18 protein-coding genes are annotated in these 23,406 nt (G+C 38.9%); 16 read left to right on the top strand and 2 right to left on the bottom strand.

The window, feature by feature from the left end:
- Positions 1-91 precede the first annotated feature (91 nt).
- Positions 92-604 carry a hypothetical protein gene (locus tag ACY45D_RS01845; RefSeq protein WP_089605324.1) on the top strand — a complete coding sequence of 171 codons (513 nt, stop codon included), beginning with the start codon at positions 92-94 and terminating at the stop codon, positions 602-604.
- Between the two features lie 411 nt (positions 605-1,015).
- On the opposite strand, the gene pap is transcribed toward ACY45D_RS01845, so the two are convergent.
- A complete protein-coding gene (gene pap / locus ACY45D_RS01840) occupies positions 1,016-2,434 on the bottom strand; it encodes a polyphosphate:AMP phosphotransferase (protein WP_463108210.1) in 1,419 nt (472 codons plus the stop codon).
- Between the two features lie 203 nt (positions 2,435-2,637).
- On the opposite strand from pap, the gene ACY45D_RS01835 reads away from it, so the two are divergent.
- From ACY45D_RS01835 to hisIE, 8 genes are all read left to right on the top strand, one after another.
- Positions 2,638-3,342 (top strand): FFLEELY motif protein, encoded by a 705-nt coding sequence (locus ACY45D_RS01835; RefSeq protein ID WP_463108209.1) that lies wholly within the window; start codon positions 2,638-2,640, stop codon positions 3,340-3,342.
- 473 nt (positions 3,343-3,815) lie between these two features.
- Complete coding sequence (gene ubiE, locus ACY45D_RS01830) at positions 3,816-4,760, top strand: bifunctional demethylmenaquinone methyltransferase/2-methoxy-6-polyprenyl-1,4-benzoquinol methylase UbiE (protein ID WP_463108208.1); 945 nt, start codon at positions 3,816-3,818, stop codon at positions 4,758-4,760.
- Positions 4,761-4,789: 29 nt separating this feature from the next.
- The gene (locus ACY45D_RS01825) at positions 4,790-5,458 is read left to right on the top strand and encodes a ubiquinone biosynthesis accessory factor UbiJ (protein ID WP_463108207.1); all 669 of its coding nucleotides are present in this window, start codon (positions 4,790-4,792) and stop codon (positions 5,456-5,458) included.
- 4 nt (positions 5,459-5,462) lie between these two features.
- Positions 5,463-7,082: an ABC1 kinase family protein gene (locus ACY45D_RS01820; protein WP_463108206.1), complete on the top strand. Its 1,620-nt coding sequence runs from the start codon at positions 5,463-5,465 to the stop codon at positions 7,080-7,082.
- 174 nt (positions 7,083-7,256) lie between these two features.
- Positions 7,257-8,339: a patatin-like phospholipase domain-containing protein gene (locus ACY45D_RS01815; RefSeq protein ID WP_463108205.1), complete on the top strand. Its 1,083-nt coding sequence runs from the start codon at positions 7,257-7,259 to the stop codon at positions 8,337-8,339.
- 71 nt (positions 8,340-8,410) lie between these two features.
- A complete protein-coding gene (locus tag ACY45D_RS01810; RefSeq protein WP_463108204.1) occupies positions 8,411-9,469 on the top strand; it encodes an SMI1/KNR4 family protein in 1,059 nt (352 codons plus the stop codon).
- Between the two features lie 12 nt (positions 9,470-9,481).
- Complete coding sequence (locus ACY45D_RS01805; RefSeq protein ID WP_463108203.1) at positions 9,482-10,768, top strand: FAD-dependent oxidoreductase; 1,287 nt, start codon at positions 9,482-9,484, stop codon at positions 10,766-10,768.
- A gap of 191 nt (positions 10,769-10,959) precedes the next feature.
- On the top strand, positions 10,960-11,745 hold the full coding sequence (hisIE, locus tag ACY45D_RS01800; protein ID WP_463108202.1) for a bifunctional phosphoribosyl-AMP cyclohydrolase/phosphoribosyl-ATP diphosphatase HisIE: 786 nt from the start codon (positions 10,960-10,962) through the stop codon (positions 11,743-11,745).
- 242 nt (positions 11,746-11,987) lie between these two features.
- On the opposite strand, the gene ACY45D_RS01795 is transcribed toward hisIE, so the two are convergent.
- The gene (locus tag ACY45D_RS01795; protein ID WP_463108201.1) at positions 11,988-13,988 is read right to left on the bottom strand and encodes a PhoX family protein; all 2,001 of its coding nucleotides are present in this window, start codon (positions 13,986-13,988) and stop codon (positions 11,988-11,990) included.
- Between the two features lie 261 nt (positions 13,989-14,249).
- On the opposite strand from ACY45D_RS01795, the gene ACY45D_RS01790 reads away from it, so the two are divergent.
- The 7 genes from ACY45D_RS01790 (at position 14,250) to ACY45D_RS01760 (ending at position 23,391) form a co-directional block, all read left to right on the top strand.
- Positions 14,250-15,743, top strand: coding sequence for a UvrD-helicase domain-containing protein (locus tag ACY45D_RS01790; RefSeq protein ID WP_089605314.1), 1,494 nt, complete (start codon positions 14,250-14,252; stop codon positions 15,741-15,743).
- Positions 15,744-15,772: 29 nt separating this feature from the next.
- Positions 15,773-17,143 (top strand): AAA family ATPase, encoded by a 1,371-nt coding sequence (locus ACY45D_RS01785; protein ID WP_463108200.1) that lies wholly within the window; start codon positions 15,773-15,775, stop codon positions 17,141-17,143.
- A gap of 439 nt (positions 17,144-17,582) precedes the next feature.
- Entirely contained in the window at positions 17,583-20,420 is a 2,838-nt protein-coding gene (locus ACY45D_RS01780; protein WP_463108199.1) for a monovalent cation/H+ antiporter subunit A, read from the top strand.
- A gap of 3 nt (positions 20,421-20,423) precedes the next feature.
- Positions 20,424-20,789: a Na+/H+ antiporter subunit C gene (locus tag ACY45D_RS01775; RefSeq protein ID WP_463108198.1), complete on the top strand. Its 366-nt coding sequence runs from the start codon at positions 20,424-20,426 to the stop codon at positions 20,787-20,789.
- Positions 20,789-22,594 carry a monovalent cation/H+ antiporter subunit D gene (locus ACY45D_RS01770; protein WP_463108197.1) on the top strand — a complete coding sequence of 602 codons (1,806 nt, stop codon included), beginning with the start codon at positions 20,789-20,791 and terminating at the stop codon, positions 22,592-22,594. Before ACY45D_RS01775 ends, ACY45D_RS01770 begins: the two co-directional genes overlap by 1 nt.
- The gene (locus ACY45D_RS01765) at positions 22,595-23,119 is read left to right on the top strand and encodes a Na+/H+ antiporter subunit E (protein WP_463108196.1); all 525 of its coding nucleotides are present in this window, start codon (positions 22,595-22,597) and stop codon (positions 23,117-23,119) included. It abuts the gene before it with no gap.
- Positions 23,116-23,391: a monovalent cation/H+ antiporter subunit F gene (locus ACY45D_RS01760; RefSeq protein WP_463108195.1), complete on the top strand. Its 276-nt coding sequence runs from the start codon at positions 23,116-23,118 to the stop codon at positions 23,389-23,391. Before ACY45D_RS01765 ends, ACY45D_RS01760 begins: the two co-directional genes overlap by 4 nt.
- The last annotated feature ends 15 nt before the right edge of the window (positions 23,392-23,406 follow it).

The following is a 23,406-nucleotide window of genomic DNA, read 5'->3' as shown; positions in this document are numbered from 1 at the left end:
AGCATTATTTGGAAATAACTTCACAATTTCAAGCTTAAAAGCAGCTTCGCCAGAAATATGATAAAAAGCTTGAATCAAAGGTAATTGTTTTATGAAAATTGATAAAATTCCAGACTCGATCGACCCAAATTTAAACCTAGAACAAATTCGAGAAGAGTGTTTAGAACTGGTAAAAAAACGTTCTTATGTATCGGCAGGTGCGGCGGTTGTTCCTGTGCCTTTCTTTGATGTTGTGATTGATGTGGGAATGCTGTCTTTTTTGATTCCAGAAATTAACACACGTTTTGGCTTAGCGCCTGATCAAATCAGTGTTTATGACCCTGAAACCAAGAAAATCCATTGGAATGAATTGCGTAAACGTGGCTTTGAGTTTTCAGGCTTAGTGGTTGCACGGACTGCAGTAAAATCATCTTTAAATAATATTGCAGCTAAAGTCATTACTAAACAAGTGACTAAGTTTATTCCTTTAGGTGGCTCGATCATTGCTGCCAGCTTAGGCTATATTGTAATGAAAAAGGTTGCCGAAGCACATGTTGAAGATTGCTACAAACTTGCCAAGAGCATTCAGCAGAAACAACAAGCCAGTGTGGTGAAATCTGCTTGATGTAAAATGCAGATAATAAATCTAATGCTGACTATTTAAGAGTAATTTAATGATTACTCATTTAAAATTGGTACTCCCTCCTTTGGAAAAGGAGGGTTGGGGAGGATTTAAAATGCTTAACTAACTGGTATTAAGATGATAAATCCACTTTTTTATGCCCTATCTAATTCTGACCACACACCTTGCCTAGAAAGCCCTTCCATATAAGTGCCAAAATCAATAAACTTATGTAAGCTAATGACTAAATCATCATCAAACCAAATAGCATCACATTCATCGCAAATATAAATAATTTGATTATTGAATTTTATAACTTTTTTTGAATATAGCCTTGTTCACAACGTGGACAAAGTTTTATTTTGCTTTCCATATCAAATACCGATAAAAATTAATTACTTTGCTCTTAAATCATCAATCCGTTTTTAACTGTTTTAAAATCGCTTTTAAAACCTGAATCCGAGCCGAATATTTATCATTGGTTGCAATGATATTCCACGGTGCATAGACTGTATTGGTACGCGCGAACATATCCGCAGCAGCATTCAAATAATCATCCCAATGTCCACGATTACGCCAATCATCAGGGGTAATTTTAAAACGTTTGTGTGGTGTTTCTTCACGAGCTTTAAAACGAGCCTCTTGCTCATCTTTCGTAATCGCCAACCAGAATTTGATAATCACAGTTTGATTATCGGTTAAATCCTTTTCATAGCGATTAATTTCATCATAAGCACGTTGCCATTCAATCGGCTTCGCAAACCCTTCAATTCGCTCAACTAAAACACGCCCATACCAAGTGCGATCAAAAATCGTAATTTCCCCCTTATCTGTTAGCTTAGTCCAAAACCGCCATAAATAAGGACGACGTAACTCATATTTTTCAGGTGCTGCAATGGTATGAATTTCATATTCACGAGGATCAAGCTTTTTCACAATTCGCTTAATTGCACCGCCTTTACCTGCTGCATCCATCCCTTCAAAAGTGATGATCACGTTGCGTGAATCATTACGTAATGCATCGGATACTTTCTTGGTCAGTTTTTTTAATTCAGTTTGGTAATCTTCTTTACTCATTTGCTCAGTGGATGGATTTAACAGCTGCTCTGGAATAGGTGCTTGTCGCCATTTGGTACGGACGGTTGTTCTGTGTTTCGGCAATTGTTTTAAGGCATGTAAAATATATTGTGCAAATTGTTGATCACGAACAGTTTCATCCTCACAATCAATTACATACCAGTCATCTGTAAATCGCTGACGAAGTTTTTGGACATTGTCATATTGCTTTTTATTACGCCAATCTAAACCAAATAATTTATGCCATCGTTGTTGCGAAGCATCCATATCATCCATGCGTTTTTGTAAATTTTTCCAAGGTAAATCAAACCAAACCTTGATCACATCAACATTATTATTTTTTAAATCTTGCTCATAAGAACGCATATTTTCGACATAGGCATCAAATAACGTTTCATCCAAAGGACTAGATACATGCAAAGCTGTGGCCAATAAATCACTGTACCAATTGCCAAAAAACACCTGAATTTGACCTTCGGCAGGAATAAAACGAGAGTACGGTTGCCAAAAAGTTTGCTTACTTTCAAATAAATGTGCAGGATCAGCTTTAACACGTAAATAACGAGGATCAACCCATTCACGCAGTTGCTTTACTGCTTCACCTTTTCCCGCCATTTCAATGCCACTCACCAGAATAACCAAGCTTTTTGCGTTATTTTGATCTCGTGAATTTTTCAAAGCGTACTGTGCTTCAATTAAATCTACTGATAATTCTTCTTCATCACGTACAGATATTTGTAATTGTTGTTCTAACATAAGTTTCACATTCAAATGAGTTATTTCATTTGAGTATAACGACTTCACACATTGAAATTTATATATTTTATGTATAGAAAATTAAAAAATGATCGGATTAAAAATACTGACTGGCATTATTCATGCTTTCTTTTGATTCAATTGTCATAGAGATAGCGTTAAACTGCCTTTATGCTTTTAAAAAATGATATTTAGAGTTTTACATGTCTAAACTTGCAGCACTTGACCAGCTTTTAGAACAATACCAACAACTCAGCTACCATACCGATCCGATTTTAAAAAAACGCTTACATGAAGCGCAAGATTGGTTGAAGATACGCATTCAACACACCCATCATGAAATGTTTAATCAGCCTGAATATCAGTTGATGGCGAAATATTTTATCAATCGTTTATATGGTGGGCCAGAATTTGATGATTTAGCGATTCAAATTGAGCGTCTGCTCAAATATGCTCACAAAGCTGAAAAAATGATTCCTGAAAATGCAATTAAAACAGGATTAAAATCGGTTGGTTTGGCTGTATTGGCAATGCAACTCGATGAAGAGGTTGCCGCTCAACTTCTCAAAGACTATCCAGCCGATCAAGCGATCGACGATGAAATGATGCGTTTAACCTTGATTAAACTCGATCAAAAACAGGCACGTTATCAACAACTACAGTTATTAGATGATTTGGGCGCAGCATTAGATAAATACATGCGTTCATTCATCATGCATGCCGCATTTAAAATGTGTAAAGGCACGGCTACTAAATATCATTTTGAGCTGATGTATGACTTTATTGGCGAAGGCTTTGTTGCAATGAAACCAATGAAATCAGCAGAAAAATTCATTCATGCGTTTACGGTAAAAGAACGTGATATTGTGGAAAAAGTCCATTCAGGGCAAGCGGATCCATTTCGTTAATTCACATTTTTATAAGATATAAGCTTGATTAGGCTGATTTGAAAAGTCATCTACAAAGCAATGAATCAAAAAAACGATGAGTCAAAACCATGGGTGCTTTGACTCATTTAAAATCTTATTGTTCATCTATTTCATATCGTTTCTATTAGGCATATCTTCACGATGTTGCATGTATAAAACATGGCTTTTACTAGTGAAACCTCTCTTAAACGCCATAAAAGTCTTGCCTTTAATCAAATATAAGGCTGGAGAATGAATTTCGTATACAGTAGCAAATGAACCAACAATATTATAATTTTTAAATTATTTCAGGTAATTAGAATGAAGCTTGGATAGCTGTCTCACTTTATTCACAATCATTTTCTGTATATTATTCATAACAATTGCATGATGAACACTGCAAAAATTTACAGAATCTGTCATTATGCAACGCAAGACGAAATTTCTAATTTTTGTGTTCAGGAGTGACTTAAATGTCGAATGAAAACCAAAAGCCAACCCCACAAACAGAGTCGGCAACAAATACAGACAAAGTCAGTCCTTTTTTAAGTGAACCATTACCGCAAGGCACCCCACAAGGTCAGCAACAATCATTACAACAACAGTCGGTAGATACCCCAGTTTCTGGCACTGTGCCTAAATACAATTTGCCACGTGGTGCAAATACAGGAAACGTTGGTGCAACAACTCACTTTGGTTATCAAACCGTAAGCAGTGAAGATAAAGCACAAAAAGTTGCTGAAGTTTTCCATTCTGTGGCAAGCAAATACGACATTATGAATGACTTAATGTCTTTCGGTATTCACCGTCTATGGAAACGCTTTGCAATCAATATGTCTGGCGTGCGTCGTGGTCAGCGTGTACTTGATATTGCAGGTGGTACAGGTGACTTAGCGAAAGTTTTCAGCCGTGAAGTTGGCCCAACAGGTCATGTTGTATTGTCTGATATTAATGAATCGATGCTCAATGTTGGTCGTGATCGTTTAATCGATGCAGGCTGTACCAATGTTGATTTCGTTTTGGCAAATGCTGAAACTTTAGAACCATTCGAAGATAATAGTTTTGATCTTTTAACCATCAGTTTTGGTTTACGTAATGTGACCGATAAAGATGCAGCACTTGCAGCAATGTATCGTGTGCTTAAGCCAGGTGGTCGTTTATTGGTATTAGAATTCTCTAAACCTGTGTTTGAACCTTTCTCTAAACTCTATGATTTGTATTCATTTACAGCACTTCCGATCATGGGCAAAATCATTGCAAATGATGCTGAAAGTTATAAATATTTAGCAGAATCGATCCGCATGCATCCTGATCAACGTACACTCAAAAGTATGATGGAAAATGCAGGCTTCCAGAATTGTGATTACCACAACCTTACAGGTGGTATTGTCGCAGTTCATCGTGGCTTTAAACTGTAATCATTCACAGTCAACGGATCAGGTAAACTATGTGGTCGATTCTGGCACTCGGTGCAGTTGAACGATTAATCAATCAATTCATAAACTTGGATGCGATTACTCGTATCCAATTGAATACATTACAGTCTCAAATGTTGCGTGTGGTGATTGATACACCACAGCTTTCAGTTGATGTTTATTTTGATGAAAATAAAGTTCGCTTAGAACCAACAGTGACAGGTCATAGTGACGTTCCTTCAATCTTTGAACAGCGTCCTTTTGATCAAAAAACGGCTATATCCGAAGCAACGGCAACCCTACATGTAAAGAATGTCGTTGAATTATTAAAACTATTATTATCTGACGATGTGGGCAATATTCCTTTACAAGGTGATTATCATCTTTTACAGGATATTCAACGTATTATCCAACAGGCTGAGCCAGATTTAGCGTCTCAATTAAGTCCTTGGATTGGCCCTGCACTTGCCCATGAAGTTGCTAAAATTCAGCTCGCGCCTAAGCATCTGAAACGTTCTTTGCAAAGCCATTTGTTTTTTGCTGAAGACTTTTTAAAAGAAGATAGCGGTTTATTTGCTCCTCGTTGGCAAATGGATGATCTGCAACACGATACTCGCCAACTTAACCAAAATATTGACCGTTTAGCAGCAAAAATTCAGCAGCTTCAAGCGGCTTTCACTCCTACTCAACTCGGTGATTGATTTTATGATTCCGCACATTACCCGTTTATTCGAACTTTGGCGCATCGCCGCGCACTATAGACTCGACACACTGGTTCCTGCGGATGAACTCCCAGAAAAAGCAAAACATGCTTTAGCATTGATTCGCCTGCACCCTGCGGCTTGGTCAAGTAAAGAACGTAAAAATCCACTGAAGCTGAAATTGGCTTTGGAGGAAATGGGACCTTTGGCAATCAAACTGGGACAATTACTCTCAACTCGCCGTGATTTGATTCCACCTGAAATTTTACAACAGTTGGTACTGTTGCAAGACCGTGTAAAACCCTTTGATTCAAAAGTGGCTAAAGCACGCGTTGAAGAATCATTAAAAGCAAATATCAGCACATTATTTGCACGCTTTGATGACCAACCTTTGGCAGCTGCATCCATCGCTCAAGTTCATACAGCAGCCTTACACGATGGCCGTGAAGTGGTGGTTAAAGTCACTCGTCCTGATATTCGTAGCCAAATTTTGCAAGACTTTGAAATTTTGACTTGGCTCGGTGCAAACCTTGAAAAGCGCTTAGAAGCTGCCCGTGCTGTGCATTTATCTGAGATTATTCAGAACTATCGTCAAGTGATTTTAAATGAATTAGATCTGACACTAGAAGCCGATAATACTCGCCGTATGCGCCATTACTTCACAGGTTCGAGCATGATGTACGTGCCTGAAGTCTATATGGACAGCAAAGAGGTGATGGTCGCTGAGCGTATTACTGGCGTTCCTATTTCAGATATTGAAACCTTTGAAAGACTTGGCATGGATCGTAAAGATCTTGCTGAAAAAGGTTTAACGATCTTCTTTACGCAGGTGTTTCGTGACAATTTCTTCCATGCAGATATGCACCCTGGAAATGTTTTTGTTGAAACATTGAATCCAACTCAGCCGCGTTATATTGCACTAGACTGTGCAATCATGGGGGAGTTGTCTAAGCAAGACCAAATGACTGTTGCTCGCATGTTACTTGCAGTGATGAACAGTGATTTTATGCAACTGATTCAAATTGTGCATCAAGCAGGATGGATTCCACCAGGAACCGATCAAGATGCTTTAGCGCGTGAAATGCGTCGCACTGTAGGCCCGATGGTCTCTAAACCGATGCATGAATTGGATTTTGCAGGGATTCTACTGCAAGTTATGGATATTGCGCGACGCTTCCATTTAGAAATTCCACCACAGTTGATGTTGCTACTTAAAACCCTTGTGCATGTTGAAGGTCTTGGTACAGACCTTTACCCAGAGCTAGACATTTGGAGTTTGGCAAAGCCCATCCTGACCGAATGGATCAAAGCACAGATGAATCCACAAAAAAACCTAAAAGAATTAGGACAGAAAATTCCTGATTTACTTTTAGGTGCGCAGGATTTCCCAACGCTGATCGTAGACAGTTTAAATGGTTTGAAAAATCAGTCTGCTTGGCATGCTAAACAATTGCATGAATTACAAATGATGCGTTTGGAAGTTGAACATCAGCAAAAACGAAGCTGGATTTTCGGCAGTATCATGGCAATTTTATTATCAATTGCGATTATTGCACCGTGGTATGTGGCGATTGTACTGATTATTTTGACCAGTATTTTAGCGCTTTGGCGGATTGCCAAGTAATAGAACACTTCAAACTTTATTTCAAAGCAAGTTCGAATAAATAATCACAATAGCGACAGCAATGTCGCTATTTTTATATAACAATGACTCCAAAGTCACCCACTGAAACCTCTCGCCATTGTCCAGTTTTCTACTCAACTTAAAATAAATCCATCAATTTGAGTGAGTACAGCCATGACCCAAATTCTACAAAAACGCCCTTCTTCAATCAGCATACGAGCAGGCTCACTCGCCAAACAGCTGATTGAAAAAGAGGGTTTTCATGCGCAGCAGGTAGATATGATTCCGGGTGCGGCGGGTGGTCCAAAAGGCATCGGATTGACAGGAATCGATCAAGCAATATTTGGTGAATTTCTCCCTCATGCTAAACAACGTCGCTTCTTAATTGGCTCATCTGTTGGTGCATGGCGCTTTGCAGGAATTGTAGCGCAAGGTGAAAAAATTGGGCCTGAAAAATTGGCTGAATTGTATATCAACCTTCCTTTTCAAAAAGGCATGAAAATTGATGAAATTGAAAAGATTTCAAGAGAAATGCTGGCTGAAATCATCACCGATCAAACGTATAAACTGGTGGATCATCCCGACTATCATTTGACAATCATTGCAGCAAAAGCTCAACATTTATTTCAGAGTGATCAAAGGCTTGCATTGTATGGGTCTTTACTGGGCATTATCGGTAGTAATGCAATTTCACGTGATCATTTAAATAAATTTATGCAACGTGTCATTTGCCAGCCTGCTGATTTTCCACAATTTAAAATTCAGGAGGATGCTTTTAAAACTCATTATGTCAACTTTAATCAGGACAATGTTGCAGATTGGCTCATGGCCTCAGGTTCAATTCCGGGGGTAACTCCAGCAGTAAAAAATATTGCAAATGCACCTCAAGGCGCTTACCGTGATGGTGGCTTAATTGATTACCACATCGATCTCCCTTTTCAAAGTAAAGGTATTGTCTTATATCCACATTTTTCAGATAGCATTACCCCAGGATGGTTCGATAAAATGTTTAAATCACGCAAAGCCAATCCTGAGAATCAAGCACGAACCTTACTCATTTCCCCATCACACAGCTATTTAAACTCCTTACCTTTGGGGCGTTTACCTGACCGTAAAGATTTTGTATTAAAAGGCTTAGATGCAAAGCAACGGATTCAATTGTGGAAGCAATCTGTTGCAGAAAGTCAGCGTATGGGTGATGAGTTTTTAGAGTTGGTTGAAAAGCAGAATTTTGCTGAAATCATGCATGATTTATAAACAAAATTTGCTTATTGATGTAATCTTGATTAATCTGAAAATCAATAAGAATCGAGATTACATTATTTTATATGCTAACAATAAATTTAAGTGAAAATGCATTTTTATTAAATCAAGAAGTGCTTCAATTTCCTGTTCCTACACAAAAATTAGTTTCTATATTAGGTTCTAAACATCGCGTCTTAAACTACGAAGTAAATACAATCTATGTTTGGGATGAATTAGGCATCTCTGCATATGCGCAACAAAATGATCTAATACAAAGCATTGAAATATCTTTTCTACATAAAGATTTTAATGCTTCACCTAAACAGCCATTTTCTGGGCAAATTATTTATCATCAACAGGATGCTATTTCTTTATTTTTTGAGCATCCTGAACTGAGAAAACCTGCTTTTGAAGGTGATTCACACAGCGCATTAGTATCACATCATATTTGTGCATTCTTTCACGGCGATCTAAAGAAAAAACAAATCGATGGGATTAGTTTCTCTGCTTATGTTGAACCTGAGATTCCTGAATCATTACCATTAGCTCCAGAATATGCCCATTTTCATATACTATGGTCAGATTGGCTCAATGCAATTCATCGTACCGTTCCTCAATACAATGAATATTATAATTTAAAGCATGGTATACAAAGTAAAGACATTCAGGATATCCACATGCAAAATGAGATGCATATGCCTGAAATTTTGATTAATTTTTATAAAGTTCATAACATTCATTGGAATGCTGTTACAGCAGTATTCACTTTTTTTGTGAATGGTTGGAATTATGACTTATTGCCTTTTGAAGACATTTATGAACATTGGCAAAATAATGTCGCACTCAATACTGGAGAAAATCTCGATCACTCGAATTATCCAAACTATGATGCTCGAATAAAAATAAATGACTATACCAATTCAAATTGGATTCCATTTGCGGAAGGTAGAAATGGTGACTATCTAATGATTGATCTTGATCCTAGCGAACAGGGACAATATGGTCAAATTATTGAATTACAAAATGAATCTTGGGAAAGAAATGTGATAGCCAACACTTTAGACGATTTCATTCAAATCAACATCGAGCAGCTAAAGAGCCCTGATGACATTCGTTATGAATTTATTTTAGAAAATGGTTAAATCATTCAATCTATGAATTCTAAAAGCCCACCTCACTTCGCTATCATTGGTGCAGGAACAGCAGGATTAGCAACTGCAATTTTACTGGCTCGACAGAATATTCAAGTCAGTATTTTAGAGAAAGCTACAGACCTTGAACCTGTCGGAGCAGGACTTTTACTACAGCCCTCTGGTTTGGCTGTTTTTGAGCATTTAGGCCTTTTAGATGAAGTTTTAAGACTTGGTGCAAAAGTCACTGGGCTAAAAGGTCAATTGCCGAATGGCGATTTACTGGTCAATAGCCATTATCAACAAGCGCATCCTGATTTTTATGGTGTAGGTATTCATCGAGCGACTTTATGCCATGTTTTAGAAAATAAATGCCGTGAATATCCTGAACTCATTACGTGGTATATGAATACCGACATTCAAAAATTAGAAGAAACATCAAATCAAGTTCGAGTTTTGGGTACACAAGATGATGAATCATTTGATCAAGCTTTTGATGCTGTGATCATTGCCAATGGCGCACGCAGCCTGTTAAGGCCAAAAAAATGGGTCAAGGTTGATCAAGCTTATCCTTGGGGAGCTAAATGGACGATTGTTCCTGAATGCCTTGAATTAGATACAGAAATTTTACATCAGTTTCATGACCGTTCTAAAATTATGATGGGAATCTTACCAACAGGTACAGTCCCGCATGAACCCAAGCAAAGACTATCGAGTGTGTTTTGGAGTCTTCCAAGCCATCAACTGAATAACTTTCTACACAATTCACAAGCTCACTCAGACTGGCTAAACGAAGTGTCTAAGCGTTGGAAACCTGCTGCGGATTGGTTAGAACAAGTCATCGCCAAACCTGAACAAAAACCACAATGGTTAACTGCAAATTATCGTGATGTCGTCATGTCTAAGTTTGGTGAGGGTCGTATTGGTGTGATTGGTGATGCAGCACATGCGATGAGCCCACAACTTGGGCAAGGTGCAAATATGGCCCTTTTGGATGCATGGGCTTTGGGGCAAGCTGTTCAAAGCGCAAGAAAAAATGAAAGGATTGATTATGTTCAACTCTGGCAAACTTACCATCAACACCGTAAAAGTTCGACTGCATTTTATCAATTTTTAAGTCGCTTACTCACACCGCTTTACCAGTCTGATCTTTGGTGGGCGGGCAGTTTACGTGATTTAAGCTTTGCTTGGATGTATCGAATCCCCTATTTCCGTAAAGAAATGGCGATCACCGTTTCTGGTTTAAAATCAGGCATGTTAAGCCAAATGAACTATCAAGATATTGCAAAACAAAGCAATAATCCTGTGTAGATTACGGCAACAAAATCATTGTAATCAGCTTTGGATTGGTGGTTTAAAGATGAATTTCTACAATACATCAATTAAACCACTGTGAGATAACTGTAGAAAGTTTCTCCTCAATCTTGTTTAAATCACGTAAACTATAGACCTCTACGTTGACAACGTAGCGCTCTCAAAATTTATTCGCTTGGTGAAATCTTATGAACAATTTGCAATGGCTCGATGAAGTAAAATTTAACGAACAAGGACTTATTCCAGCTATTGCACAACATCATCAAACTGGACGTATTTTGATGGTGGCATGGATGAACCGTGAAGCACTACAACTCACCGCTGAAAAAAACCGTGGTGTTTATTTTTCTCGTTCACGCAATAAGCTATGGTTTAAAGGCGAAGAGTCGGGACATTTTCAAACGGTTTACGAAATTCGTTTGGACTGTGATGCAGACGTTATCGTATTACAAATTGAACAACAGGGCGGAATCGCATGCCATACAGGTCGTGAATCTTGCTTCTATCGCAAACTTACGCCAAATGGTTGGGAAATTGTCGATGCACAATTAAAAGATCCTTCTGCTATTTATGCAGAAAAATCATCAACAAACCCACATACGATTGCCATGAATGCTTCAAATGCGCAAGCGGAACAAATTGAAGTACTCGATTATTTGGGTAAGATGATGGCTGAAAGAAAATCAGCAGATGCCGATTCTTCTTATGTGGCAAAGCTTTATCAAAAAGGTTTGAATAAAATCTTAGAAAAAATTGGTGAAGAAAGTGTTGAAACCATTATCGCTGCGAAAGATTTCAATATAGAAGCCCATGCAGACAACAAAAATGATTTAATTTATGAAGTTGCTGATTTGTGGTTCCATACCATTGTCATGCTTGGTTATTTCGACTTAGACATTCAGTTGGTATTGAATGAATTGGCACGTCGCCAAGGTCTTTCAGGCTTAGTTGAAAAAGCCAATCGTAGTCACTAAACACTTAGAAATCTTCCTCTTGCAAAACATACTCCTCAGCTTTGAAAAAGGAACATATTAAGAATATAAAATAATTTTATATTCTGCGTAGTTACCCCTCTTTCCCTTGCGCCATATATGGCTCAGGCTTAGATGAATATCCTTAAATATCAGAAAGATATCCTTAAATAATTGAATATTCCTCTCAGCTTGAATCATATGTGGTCAAGCTGAGAGCAAAGATTTATATCTCTTAAAACAAATTAAACAGGCTTCTTCTCTACAGAAGGCGCAATCGGATCAGCAGTTAAATACCCCACAGCCGCTGCATAACGATCTTTATAATTGGCACGGATCAATGGATCTAAAGTTGCTTGAACTTTACTGTGCAAAGAACCCCAATCCCCCGGATGCTGGAAATTACTCATAATATAGGTCCAACCATTGATTGAATCGACCGCATGTAAACCTGTAGATTCTGCACCTGCTGGGCAAGAAAGAATTCGATCTAACTTTTTGGTATCAACATTATAAGCCCATAAATAGTTATTCACGTGGTTACCACTGTCTTCACCAATGAATAAGGTACGGAAAGTTTCAGAGAATTTTAAATTATCCGCACTGGCAATCGTATTCGGATTCGCCGTATTACCAATGCCTAATGGATCTGTTGCAGCATCGATATCTTGACCAATCAACAGCATATGGGATTGATAAGGTACCCAATCGCTGATAATTGGACTACCTGATTTATCACTTTTAGAACCAGCAAGATCATGTGCAACAATACCACCTGCGGAAATTTTCTTGGCAAATGTCACATTGTTCGTTTCTGTCCAAGCCGCATGACCTTTAACCATCGAATCTTGAATATTGGCTAAAGCAGAATAAGCCACTTTATCTTTGGCATTGACCGTTGTGCCTTCCATCTTGGTAAATGCCATACTGCCACCCATCAAAGCAGCATAACGATGGGTTTCCAAGAAAGCGGCTGCTTTTTCCATACCTGCTTTGACTTTGACCCACATCGTTTTCTTTTGCAGAATAATTTTAGTGAAACTTGCATCTGCTGGGTCTTTGTCCAAACTTTCCATAATATCAGTCGGTTGAATATTTTTAACATTCACCAAATCTTCAATTTCTTGACTGGTCGCATGACCTAATTTAATCCATTGAATTTGTGCCGTTGAGGTCTCATTCAATTCATTTAAATACTTGGCTACATACAGTGTTCCAGCAGATAAATCTTTTTCTTTATCCGCAACAAACATGAACAGTCCACCATTGGTATAGTCATCCCCCATTAAAGCTGTGCGGTTATCAGGCATGACTTGAATCAATTCATGTGAAATACGACCTAAGCAATAATGCTTTTTCGCAGAACCTGTACCATCTTTGTTCACTGTGATTTCAGGTAAATGCCCATAGTTATATGGTTTTGCAGACGTTTCATCACCATAGACATTTTTGCTGTAGGCTTTCATGGTCGCCATGTCAGTCCCTAAGCCCTGACCAAAAGCATCAGGCTCATATTCTTCACTTGAAAGATGTGTTCCCCATGGCGATAAACTTGCACCACAGGTAATCCATAAACCATGTGCTTTAGACATATCGACATTGTGATATTTCACTAAAGTTAGATGTCCTGTTTTTGGGTCTTGATCTAGCGAAATCACTGCAATTGGCGATGGCAATCTGCCATACATATCATTGCCTGCTAAATCACGAGTTGTATATTCAAATTGCACAACGGCAAAGACTGGGTTGCCTTTAACACCATCAACTTTGGCATCTTTCACAGTTAATAATGAGGTACCATCTGGGCAATCTGAAAAAAACTGGCGCTCTTTGCCTGCAACAGATTTATCCATAATCGCTTTATTATGAATATCATAATAACCTCCTGCTAAAATTTGACCACCCTTTCCATCACTGACCATATCACCTGTTTGGAAAAAGGTTTTATAAGCAAGTTTATATTCAGTCTTGGTATTATCATCCCAAGTTACAGCCAAACCTGAAGCAACAGTAGTGGTTGCCATCGCTGCAGCATTTGCCAATGTTGGCGCATCCATTGGGGTAAATGTCGCTGATTTTAATTTAGCTGCATTTACAGGTGGTTTAACTGCCGTTTCGTTATTATTGTCATCATTACATCCCGCAAGCGTTGCCGAAGTTGCCATAGCCCCAAGTGGAAGAAAAGGTACGCTGGCTAACCATTTTAGAATTTCACGGCGAGTGTGTTGGTTGGCTGAGTTTGTCATCAAATATTTCCAATTTAATTTTAGAATTTTTCCTCGCCTGATTTTAGAAATACAGCATGACAGTTCGATTTCACTTTTAAGTCAATTTAAAGACAAAAACTTAAAAAATTCATATTGTGATAAAAATTATAGGGATAAGCCTTAGATGATTCTCATATAGATGTTTCAAACCGTATCACGCTAGATTTACCCCTTGCATTAAGCAAATTTTGCTATACTCCAAGCTGTATTAAATTTTAACTTATAAGATTTCATAAACCTGTGCCTTATTCCTTTACCCCAACGACAGAACAAAGTTTTGCAATTGCAGAAGCAAAAAAGGGACAATCCTTTAAAGTGATTGCCTATGCTGGCACAGGTAAAACCACGACTTTACAGTTGATTAGCGATGCAATGCCGAATCGACGTGGGATGTATTTGGCTTTTAATAAAGCCATCGCCAGCGAAGCACAGAATAAATTTCACAACAATGTCGACTGTCGAACCTTTCACTCATTGGCGTTTAGAAGCGTGCCACGTGGCGTGACTGACAAATTACGCTTACCTCGTTTAAGTCCAAGTTTTATTGCTAAAGAATATCGTCTCGAACCCATCACACTGCGAAGACTGATGGGTGGTCGCTATGAAAAATATATCTTGATGCCAAGTCGTTTAGCCAGTTTAGTAGCCAATGCTGTCAGTTATTATTGTTCAACCAGCTCGCAATATCCTGCACCGCGCCATATACAAGCGCCAAGTTGGTTACATCCTGACGATGTAGAATCTTTACAAAAACATCTTTATCCTGCGGTCGAAAAGCGTTGGCTAGAATCGATTGATCCAAACCATCAAGCAGGTATTGGACATGATATTTACCTAAAATTATGGGCATTATCAGACCCGTATATTCCTGCGGATTATGTTTTATTTGATGAAGCGCAGGATGCAGATCCTTTGATGCTCGGTATTTTGCTTCGTCAACGTAGCACTCAAGTGATCTATGTCGGTGATGCACATCAACAAATTTACGCATGGCGTGGTGCAGTCAATGCCATGCAAAAAATGCCCTTACCTGAGTCACGTTTAACCACATCTTTCCGTTTTGGTGATGCAATCGCAGATGTTGCCAATCACTTACTTGGCGCTTTAGATGAAACTGTGCCGTTATTGGGCAATCCAGACATGAAATCTAGTGTCGTGAATAAACCACATACCAAAATGCGTGATGCAATTTTGTGTCGTACCAATGCACGAGCGATGGAACTCTTACTTTCAGGTTTAGTACAGGGTGATAAAGTCAGTTTACAAGCTGATCACGTCAAATTAAATCGTTTTGTCGATGCAGCAAGTCTACTCAAACAAGGGAAGCGTGTCACAGATGTGCCTGAATTGGCTTGGTTTAATTCTTGGCATGATGTACATGAATATTGTGAAACCAATGATGGTAGTGATATCAAGCCCTTAGTCAAGTTAGTCGATGATCACGGTACTGAACCGCTCAAAAAAGCACTTGCTAAAATTACCCCAATAGAGCAAGCTGATTATGTTATCTCTACTGCGCACAAAGCCAAAGGTTTAGAATGGAATCGTGTGCATATCGAAGATGATTACCAATTTAAGATCAATGGTCTTGAGCATAAAATCAGTGATGAAGAATTAAGACTTCTATATGTTGCTTGTACGCGAGCAAAAGTCAGTTTAAATATTCATCATATTTATGATTTAGTACAACAACTTAAACAAAAAGTGCCATTCAAAAATAAAGCGACTGCATAACACTGTAGTTTTTTCTTTACAGGTGTCCCATGAAACTACAAAGCATTCATTTTCGACATATTTATCATTTTGCCGATTTAAAAATAAATTTTAACCATTCAAATAAACCCGTCACGATCATTGTCGGCGACCAAGCTTCGGGTAAAACAGCAATTATTAAAAATATTTATCAAGCTTTAACATGGTTTCCTGCACGTTATAAAGACCTGCGCACACCGGGTGTGGTCATGCTTGATCAAGATATTATGATGGATCGAGTTCAAGCAAAAATTGATGTAAACATAAGTATTCCAACTGAATTTGGCACATTACCCGAAAGTGATGGAGCGACTGAAACAGATACACAAAGTTGTCGTTGGCAACTATTTAAAACATTGAATGCCAATGGTGTCGGGATCAGCAAAGTTGAACTAGAACAATTAGAGCAAACCGTGACTTTGTATAATCAAGTCATTAAAAAAGACCCTGTCCAAGGTCTTCCATTACTTGCTTACTACCCTGCCGAACGCTTTGTCAATGAAGTGAACATTCTCAGTAAAAACAATCCTCTTGTTCTACAGCAGTACAATGCTTATGAATTGGTGAGTATTCCATACACTACGTTTGCACGTTTTTTTGAATGGTTTAGAGAAATCAGTGATATTGAAAATGCACAAACGGCGCAACTTTTTCAAAATATTCTTAGACATAAAGAGACATCGAATAAATCGACTCAAGACTTTCAAAATACATTATTTCAAGCCCGTTCGCAGTTACATGCGCCAAGCTTACAAGCTTTAAAAACTGCACTGAAAACAGTGATTCCAGAAATTACGGATATTTTTTTAGAATATCAACCTAAACTCCAATTGATGGTTAGCTATAAAAATCAAATCATCTCTTATCAACAACTTTCGAATACTGTGAAAAATTGGATTGGTTTAGTCGGTGATTTGGTCCGTCGCCTATGTTTACTGAATCCACTCAGCCTATATCCATGTTTAGAAGGTGATGGTGTGCTGCTGATTGATCAAATTGATGTGGATTTAGACCAATATTCTATTCAGGTCATTTTAGATCGTTTGCATCAAGCCTTTCCACTGATACAAATCATTGCTACAGGCAGCCATGAGGAATTACTTGAACAAGCAGATGAATATCAATGCTTCCATTTGAAAAATAAGCAATTACATGAAATTCAAGCTGATTCTGCGTGGCAAGAATATCAACATATTTATGAAAATTTACTCAAAGAAGCATCGCAACAGTCACAACAAGAATTACTTGAGCCCAACGCGGATGCATTGAATGCTCAACAACTCTATTTACAGTTTCAGGCTCTAACCGAAGAACAACAAGTTGAATTAAAACGATTAATTCAACAAGGTGATGACTTATCTCCGCATAAATCATTACTTTAAACATAGTTCTTACACGTTTCAGTCCATACAGCACTGCATTTAAAAACGACACAATATTTCTCAATAGATGATTATCCAGCTGAGATATCCAGTTTTTCTGAATAAAAATATAAATGTTCAATCGAACATTTCATCGTATAGAAATCATTTTCAAACACTATAAAAGTGCGATGAGGCGTATAATTTGGCTTGTTTGCGCAAAAATTGACAAAATAATTTGATGTTATTCCGATCATGTAATAAGATGAAAAAATTGATTTAAATTCGATTTTATCAATCTAAATTGATCTTCTAATCGTTTTATCAAGTTGCGCAACACAACTTGTTTTTGCTTATTAATTTAATTCGGCTTTCAAGATTTAAGTTCTTGGATTGCTCTTTGCGCTCCTCAAGTCCTTGAAAGATAAGATTTACATAGGTTTCTGACCTATTCACGACAATGGATACGCGTGTGCTTCCGATTATTGTATTGTTACCATTAATACTTGGCACAACCCTTGTCCTGTGGCTGAAGCAATTCTCTCGCGGGGTAACAGCTTTAGGAGCGATAGGGGTTAGTCTAAGCAGTTTTATTCTATTACTGACTCAAGCTAAATCAGTATTCAGTGGTCAAACTGTTTTAGAACATTGGCAATGGTTACCTCAAATTGGTATCGATTTCAGCTTTCGCTTAGATGCGCTCAGCCTTATTTTTGCATTGTTGATCAGTGGCATAGGTACATTGATCTATATTTATGCCTATTATTATTTAAATCCTAAAAACTCTCTCAGCAAACTTTATGCCTTGCTCATGATGTTTATGACCGCAATGTTGGGAATTTCGCTGTCTAATAATTTAATTATTCTCTTAGTCTTTTGGGAACTGACCAGTATTTCATCGTTCTTATTGGTGGGGTATTGGAGCAATTATGATGCCGCTCAACGTGGTTCTCGCATGGCACTGACTATCACGGGAATGGGTGGTTTGGCTATGCTTGGGGGTTTCGTCTTATTGGGACAAATCACAGGAACATACCAAATTGACCAACTCACCACGATGGCGACAACCATTCAAAATAGTCCACTCTTTGTTCCTGCTTTATTATTAATTTTACTGGGTGCGTTCACCAAAAGTGCGCAATTTCCGTTTCACTTTTGGCTACCCAATGCCATGGCAGCCCCGACCCCTGTATCTGCCTACTTACACTCAGCAACCATGGTCAAAGCTGGGATTTTCTTATTGGCTCGCTTATTGCCGATATTTGTCGGTTCAGCGCTGTATCACAACCTAGTAACAACAATTGGCCTCTTTACCCTATGCATGGCTGCATTCTTTGCCATATTCAAAGAAGACTTAAAAGGCTTATTGGCATATTCAACCATTAGTCATTTAGGTCTAATTGTATGTTTATTGGGAATGGGGTCACCGCTTGCTGTCGCTGCTGCTATTTTCCACATTATTAACCATGCAACATTTAAAGCAGCACTGTTCATGCTTGCTGGAATTATTGACCATGAGTCTGGGACACGTGATTTAAGAAAATTGAGTGGTCTGTGGCAACTGCTTCCGTTTACTGCAACACTCACCATGATTACCGCAGCAAGTATGGCAGGTGTACCACTCACCAATGGCTTCTTATCTAAAGAAATGTTCTTTACTGAGCTATTGGCGAATTTGTCTGGTGGTTTTGTCGTATTGGCGGCTATTGTCGCAACACTGGCTGGTTTATTTGCCGTTGCTTATTCAGTGCGTCTCGTACATGGCGTGTTTTTTGATGGTGATATCGGAAAAGATGTTCCAAATAAAAATGCACATGAGCCACCTTTAGGCATGCGTGCGCCTGCTATTTTATTGGCAACGTTGTGTATTTTAGTCGGTATTCTACCTGCCTTATTGGTTGAAAATATTGTCAATTCAGGAACGCGTGCCAGTACACAACTGCCTACTTTTGAAGGTATCCATTTAGCCATTTGGCATGGTTTTAATCTTCCTCTGTTGATGAGTTTAATTGCATCATTAGGTGGTATCGCTTTTTATTTTGTTTTGGCAAAAGGCAGTCGTATTCGCCATATCGACCTTGATCCAATGATTGGAAAGCTTCAAGGTAAACTGGTTTTTGAAAATTTCCTGAAAAACTTATTGTTATTCTCTCGTAAAGTTAAACTCAAAACTGAAACAGGTTCATTACAAAATTATCTTTTATGGATCGTTGTATTCAGTATTGCACTGGTTGCTACACCACTGCTGAATCAAAATTTAACCACAGGTACTCGTGAATTAACACATGCCCCATTCATAGCCATTGTGCTGTGGTTATTGCTGTTTTCAGCATGCTGGATGATGCTCTGGTTTCACCACGAACGCATTAAAGCTGTACTGATCAGTGGTGCAGTGGGTTTAGTGGTCACTATGATTTTTGTGACTTTATCTGCACCTGATTTAGCATTGACTCAAATCACAGTCGATGTGGTGACAACGGTTTTACTTTTGATGAGTTTATCGTTATTACCACAACTGACACCCTATGAATCTAGCCAAACACGCCGCTGGAGAGATGCCATCATCGCCATTGGTGGTGGCTTAGGGGTCGGTTGGATTGCATGGTTAATCATGACCCGAGATCACAACTCTATCTCATGGTTCTTTGTACAGCAGTCTTTACCGCTTGGTGGTGGTTCAAATATTGTCAACGTCATCCTTGTCGATTTCCGTGGCTTTGATACCTTCGGCGAAATCACAGTACTCGGTATTGCTGCCATTGGCGCACTGTGTTTAATGGATGGTATGCGTACACATGGTACAACCATTACCCAAGGTTTAAGCTACCGTTTTAACCCATCTCCACTCATGTTCCGTATGACAGCTTCGTGGGTACTGCCTATCGCATTGGTGGTGAGTCTGTATATTTTCTTACGTGGTCATAATTACCCAGGTGGTGGCTTTATTGCAGGCCTCATCACCTCAATGGCTTTGATTATTCAATATATTGCACTTGGGCAAGATCAAGCTGAAAACATGCTCAAAGCCAAATCAGGGCGTTTATATGAAGTGTGGATTGGGCTAGGCCTAATGATTGCAGGATTGACAGGAATCGCAGCATGGCTTTGGAATCGACCATTCCTGACCAGTGCGCATGTCTATGTTGAATCAGGTATTTTTGGGAAATTCCACTTTGCATCTGCAGCAGCATTTGACCTCGGTGTGTATGGCACAGTTGTCGGCGCAACCATGTTGTTAATTTCGGTACTGGGCGACTCTCGACATTCGAGTATGTCTGGTCCTGTACCTAAGGAGTAAACCATGATCAGTTTAGAATTTTTAGTTGCATCTGCGATTGGATTACTCATTTCGACAGGGATTTATTTAATCCTCCGTGCCCGTACCTTTCCAGTAGTTCTTGGTTTGGCAATGATTGGTTATGCAGTCAATATTTTTCTCTTTGCCATGGGCCGATTACAAGTTAGCTCCCCTGCTATTTTATCCGATGCAGCCAAAGTCACCGACCCGCTTCCACAGGCTTTGGTTCTAACTGCCATTGTTATTGGCTTTGCAACCACCGCTTTTATTGTTCAATTGGCTTTACGCAGTCGTTTTGAATCTGGAACCGATCATGTCGATTCTAAAGATGAATTAAATACTTTTGACTCGCGTGAGGATGAGCCTTGATGATGACTTTTCTCAATTTTTGGCATGCTCACACACCTATTCTGAGTATTTTAATTCCTGCTTTTACCGCATTTTTATTGGTGCTATTGGGCAATCCGGGTTCAGGTTCTTTAGCTCGTGACTGGCGTCAACCTTGGCGTCGTGGTCTCAGTTTAACTTCTGCGGTGCTTGGACTAGCAACCGCAATCGCTTATTTGATTCAAGCCAGTTCAGGTAAAATCTTTGTTTATCAACTGAGTGAATGGTCTGCGCCTTTTGGTATTGTCCTAGTATTAGATCGCTTATCGGCTTTGATGGTTGTTTTAACCTACACGCTAGCCCTTCCTGTCCTGTGGTTTTCAAGCAAGCAATGGGATGAACGTGGTCGTTATTTCCATACTATGTTTCATTTTCTGTTAATGGGAATTTGTGGTGCATTTCTAACAGGCGACTTATTTAACTTATTTGTATTTTTTGAAATATTGTTAATGGCCTCTTATGTACTTCTGCTGCATGGACAAGGCAAAGCGCGCTTCCAACTCGGTATTCATTACGTCACCATCAACTTAGTTGCTTCTGCACTATTCCTTATTGGTTTAGGCATGATTTATGGCGCAGTGGGTAGCTTAAACATGGCGGATGTTGCTCGCTTATTACCAACACTTGAAAATGATCAACACCAATTAGCCATTGCAGGTGGTTTACTGTTATTCGCAGTATTTGGAATTAAAGCAGCCATGCTTCCTGTCGGCTTCTGGTTACCCAAAACCTATGCTGTCACTGCAACCCCTGTTGCTGCTATCTTTACCATTATGACCAAAGTTGGTATTTATGCGATTTTACGTGTAAATGGTACAGTTTTTCACGATGACTTAGCACAAAGCTATTTGAACTATTGGTTATTGCCGATTGGTTTAATCACTTCACTCTATGGGGTGATTGCTGCGATGGGTGCAGATCGTTTAAGACGCTTTGCTGGCTTTATGGTGCTGTCATCCGTTGGAACTATTCTGATTGCCATATCGATTATGAATACCTCTGCATGGGCAGCAGGACTTTATTACTTGGTGCATAGTACGCTTATTGCAGCAGCATTTTATTTACTGTGCGGCTGGATCACATCACAACGTGGCGAGTTTAAAGATCATTTAAAAGTTGCGCCAAAAATGAAGCAAGATGGATTGGTCGCTGCAACATTCTTTATTATTGCTTTAATGATGGCAGGCTTACCACCATTCAGTGGTTTCTTGGGCAAAGTCCTGTTGCTCCAATCAACAGCAGCATTCCCTTATCAAGCATGGGTTATTGCAATTGTTCTGATTGTCAGCTTATTGAGTATTATTGCATTTACCCGCGTTGGTTTTATCCTCTTTTGGCGTGCGACTACACCCGAAACAGATGCTCGAAAACCTGCTTTTGCTACCTATCAACCGCTACCTGAAAAAGCGCCACCACGTAATGATAAAAGTATTTACCTTTTACTTTCAGGTTTAATGCTATATGTCATTTGTGCCGCACCTATTCTCAAATATATTGATCAAACAGCATTACAACTGGTAAATAGCTCCGCATACGAGCAAGCTATTTTGAAAAAAGATGCGCAAGGCAATATCATCAGTGTACAACCGTATGATGCACACTATGTTCCTGAAACCAAATATGGTGGGGAAACTGCTGACAAGAATGCACAATATATTCCGCATATGATTGATAAAAATACTTTACAAGGCGAGCATATTTCGCAGTATAAACAACAGCAAATACAGCAGCAGGTAAAGCAAAGCCATACACCTGACGACGCTAAACTCAAACCAATGGAGCAATAAATGAAGCAGAAAATGTCTTTACTTGATCGTTGCTTACCGCATCCATTTGTTTCGGTTATTGTTGCCGTAAGTTGGTTAATGCTGAATCACAGTGCAGAATTATTTGATTTTGTTGTTGCGATTATTCTTGGTTTAATTATTCCCAAAATGATTCAACCCTTTATTGTCAATACACCCAATATTCATTGGAGTTTGGCAGTTCAACTTTTTTTTATCGTACTTTGGGACATTTGTATTTCCAATATTCGTGTCGCAAAACAAGTGCTTGGCCCAACTAAAGACTTACAGCCAAAATGGTTCCGTGTTCCTTTAGATACAGACCATGAACATGTAAATTCACTGCTTGCAATGATTATTACCACAACTCCTGGAACAGTGAGTGCGGGGATCGATCAAGAACGTGGTGATATTCTGGTACATGCCTTGAGTTCAGAAGATCCTGAAGCTGAAATTCAGGAAATTAAAGCACGTTATGAATGCCGCTTGATGGCTATTTTTAGCGTCCAGCAAGGAGAGTCATCATGATGATATTGCCTTATGCACTCGGGATTTGCCTGATTGCTGTAACGATTTCCATGCTGCTTTGCCTTGTTCGCCTCGTCATAGGGCCTTCTATCGTTGACCGATTATTGGCTTTAGATACATTATTTTTGAATGCAACTTGCCTAATTGTGATTCTCGGAATTTATTGGGCGAGTACCTCTATGTTTGAAGGTGCATTATTGGTTGCAATGCTCGGTTTTGTATCTACCGCTGCTTTAGCACGTTATTTCACGACTGGTCATGTTGTGGATTAAAAGGAGAGATAAATG

The sequence above is a fragment of the Acinetobacter sp. BZX-2 genome (assembly GCF_055179795.1).
The sequence above is the reverse complement of the archived record's forward strand: the minus strand, read 5'-3'. Positions and strand labels throughout refer to the sequence as shown.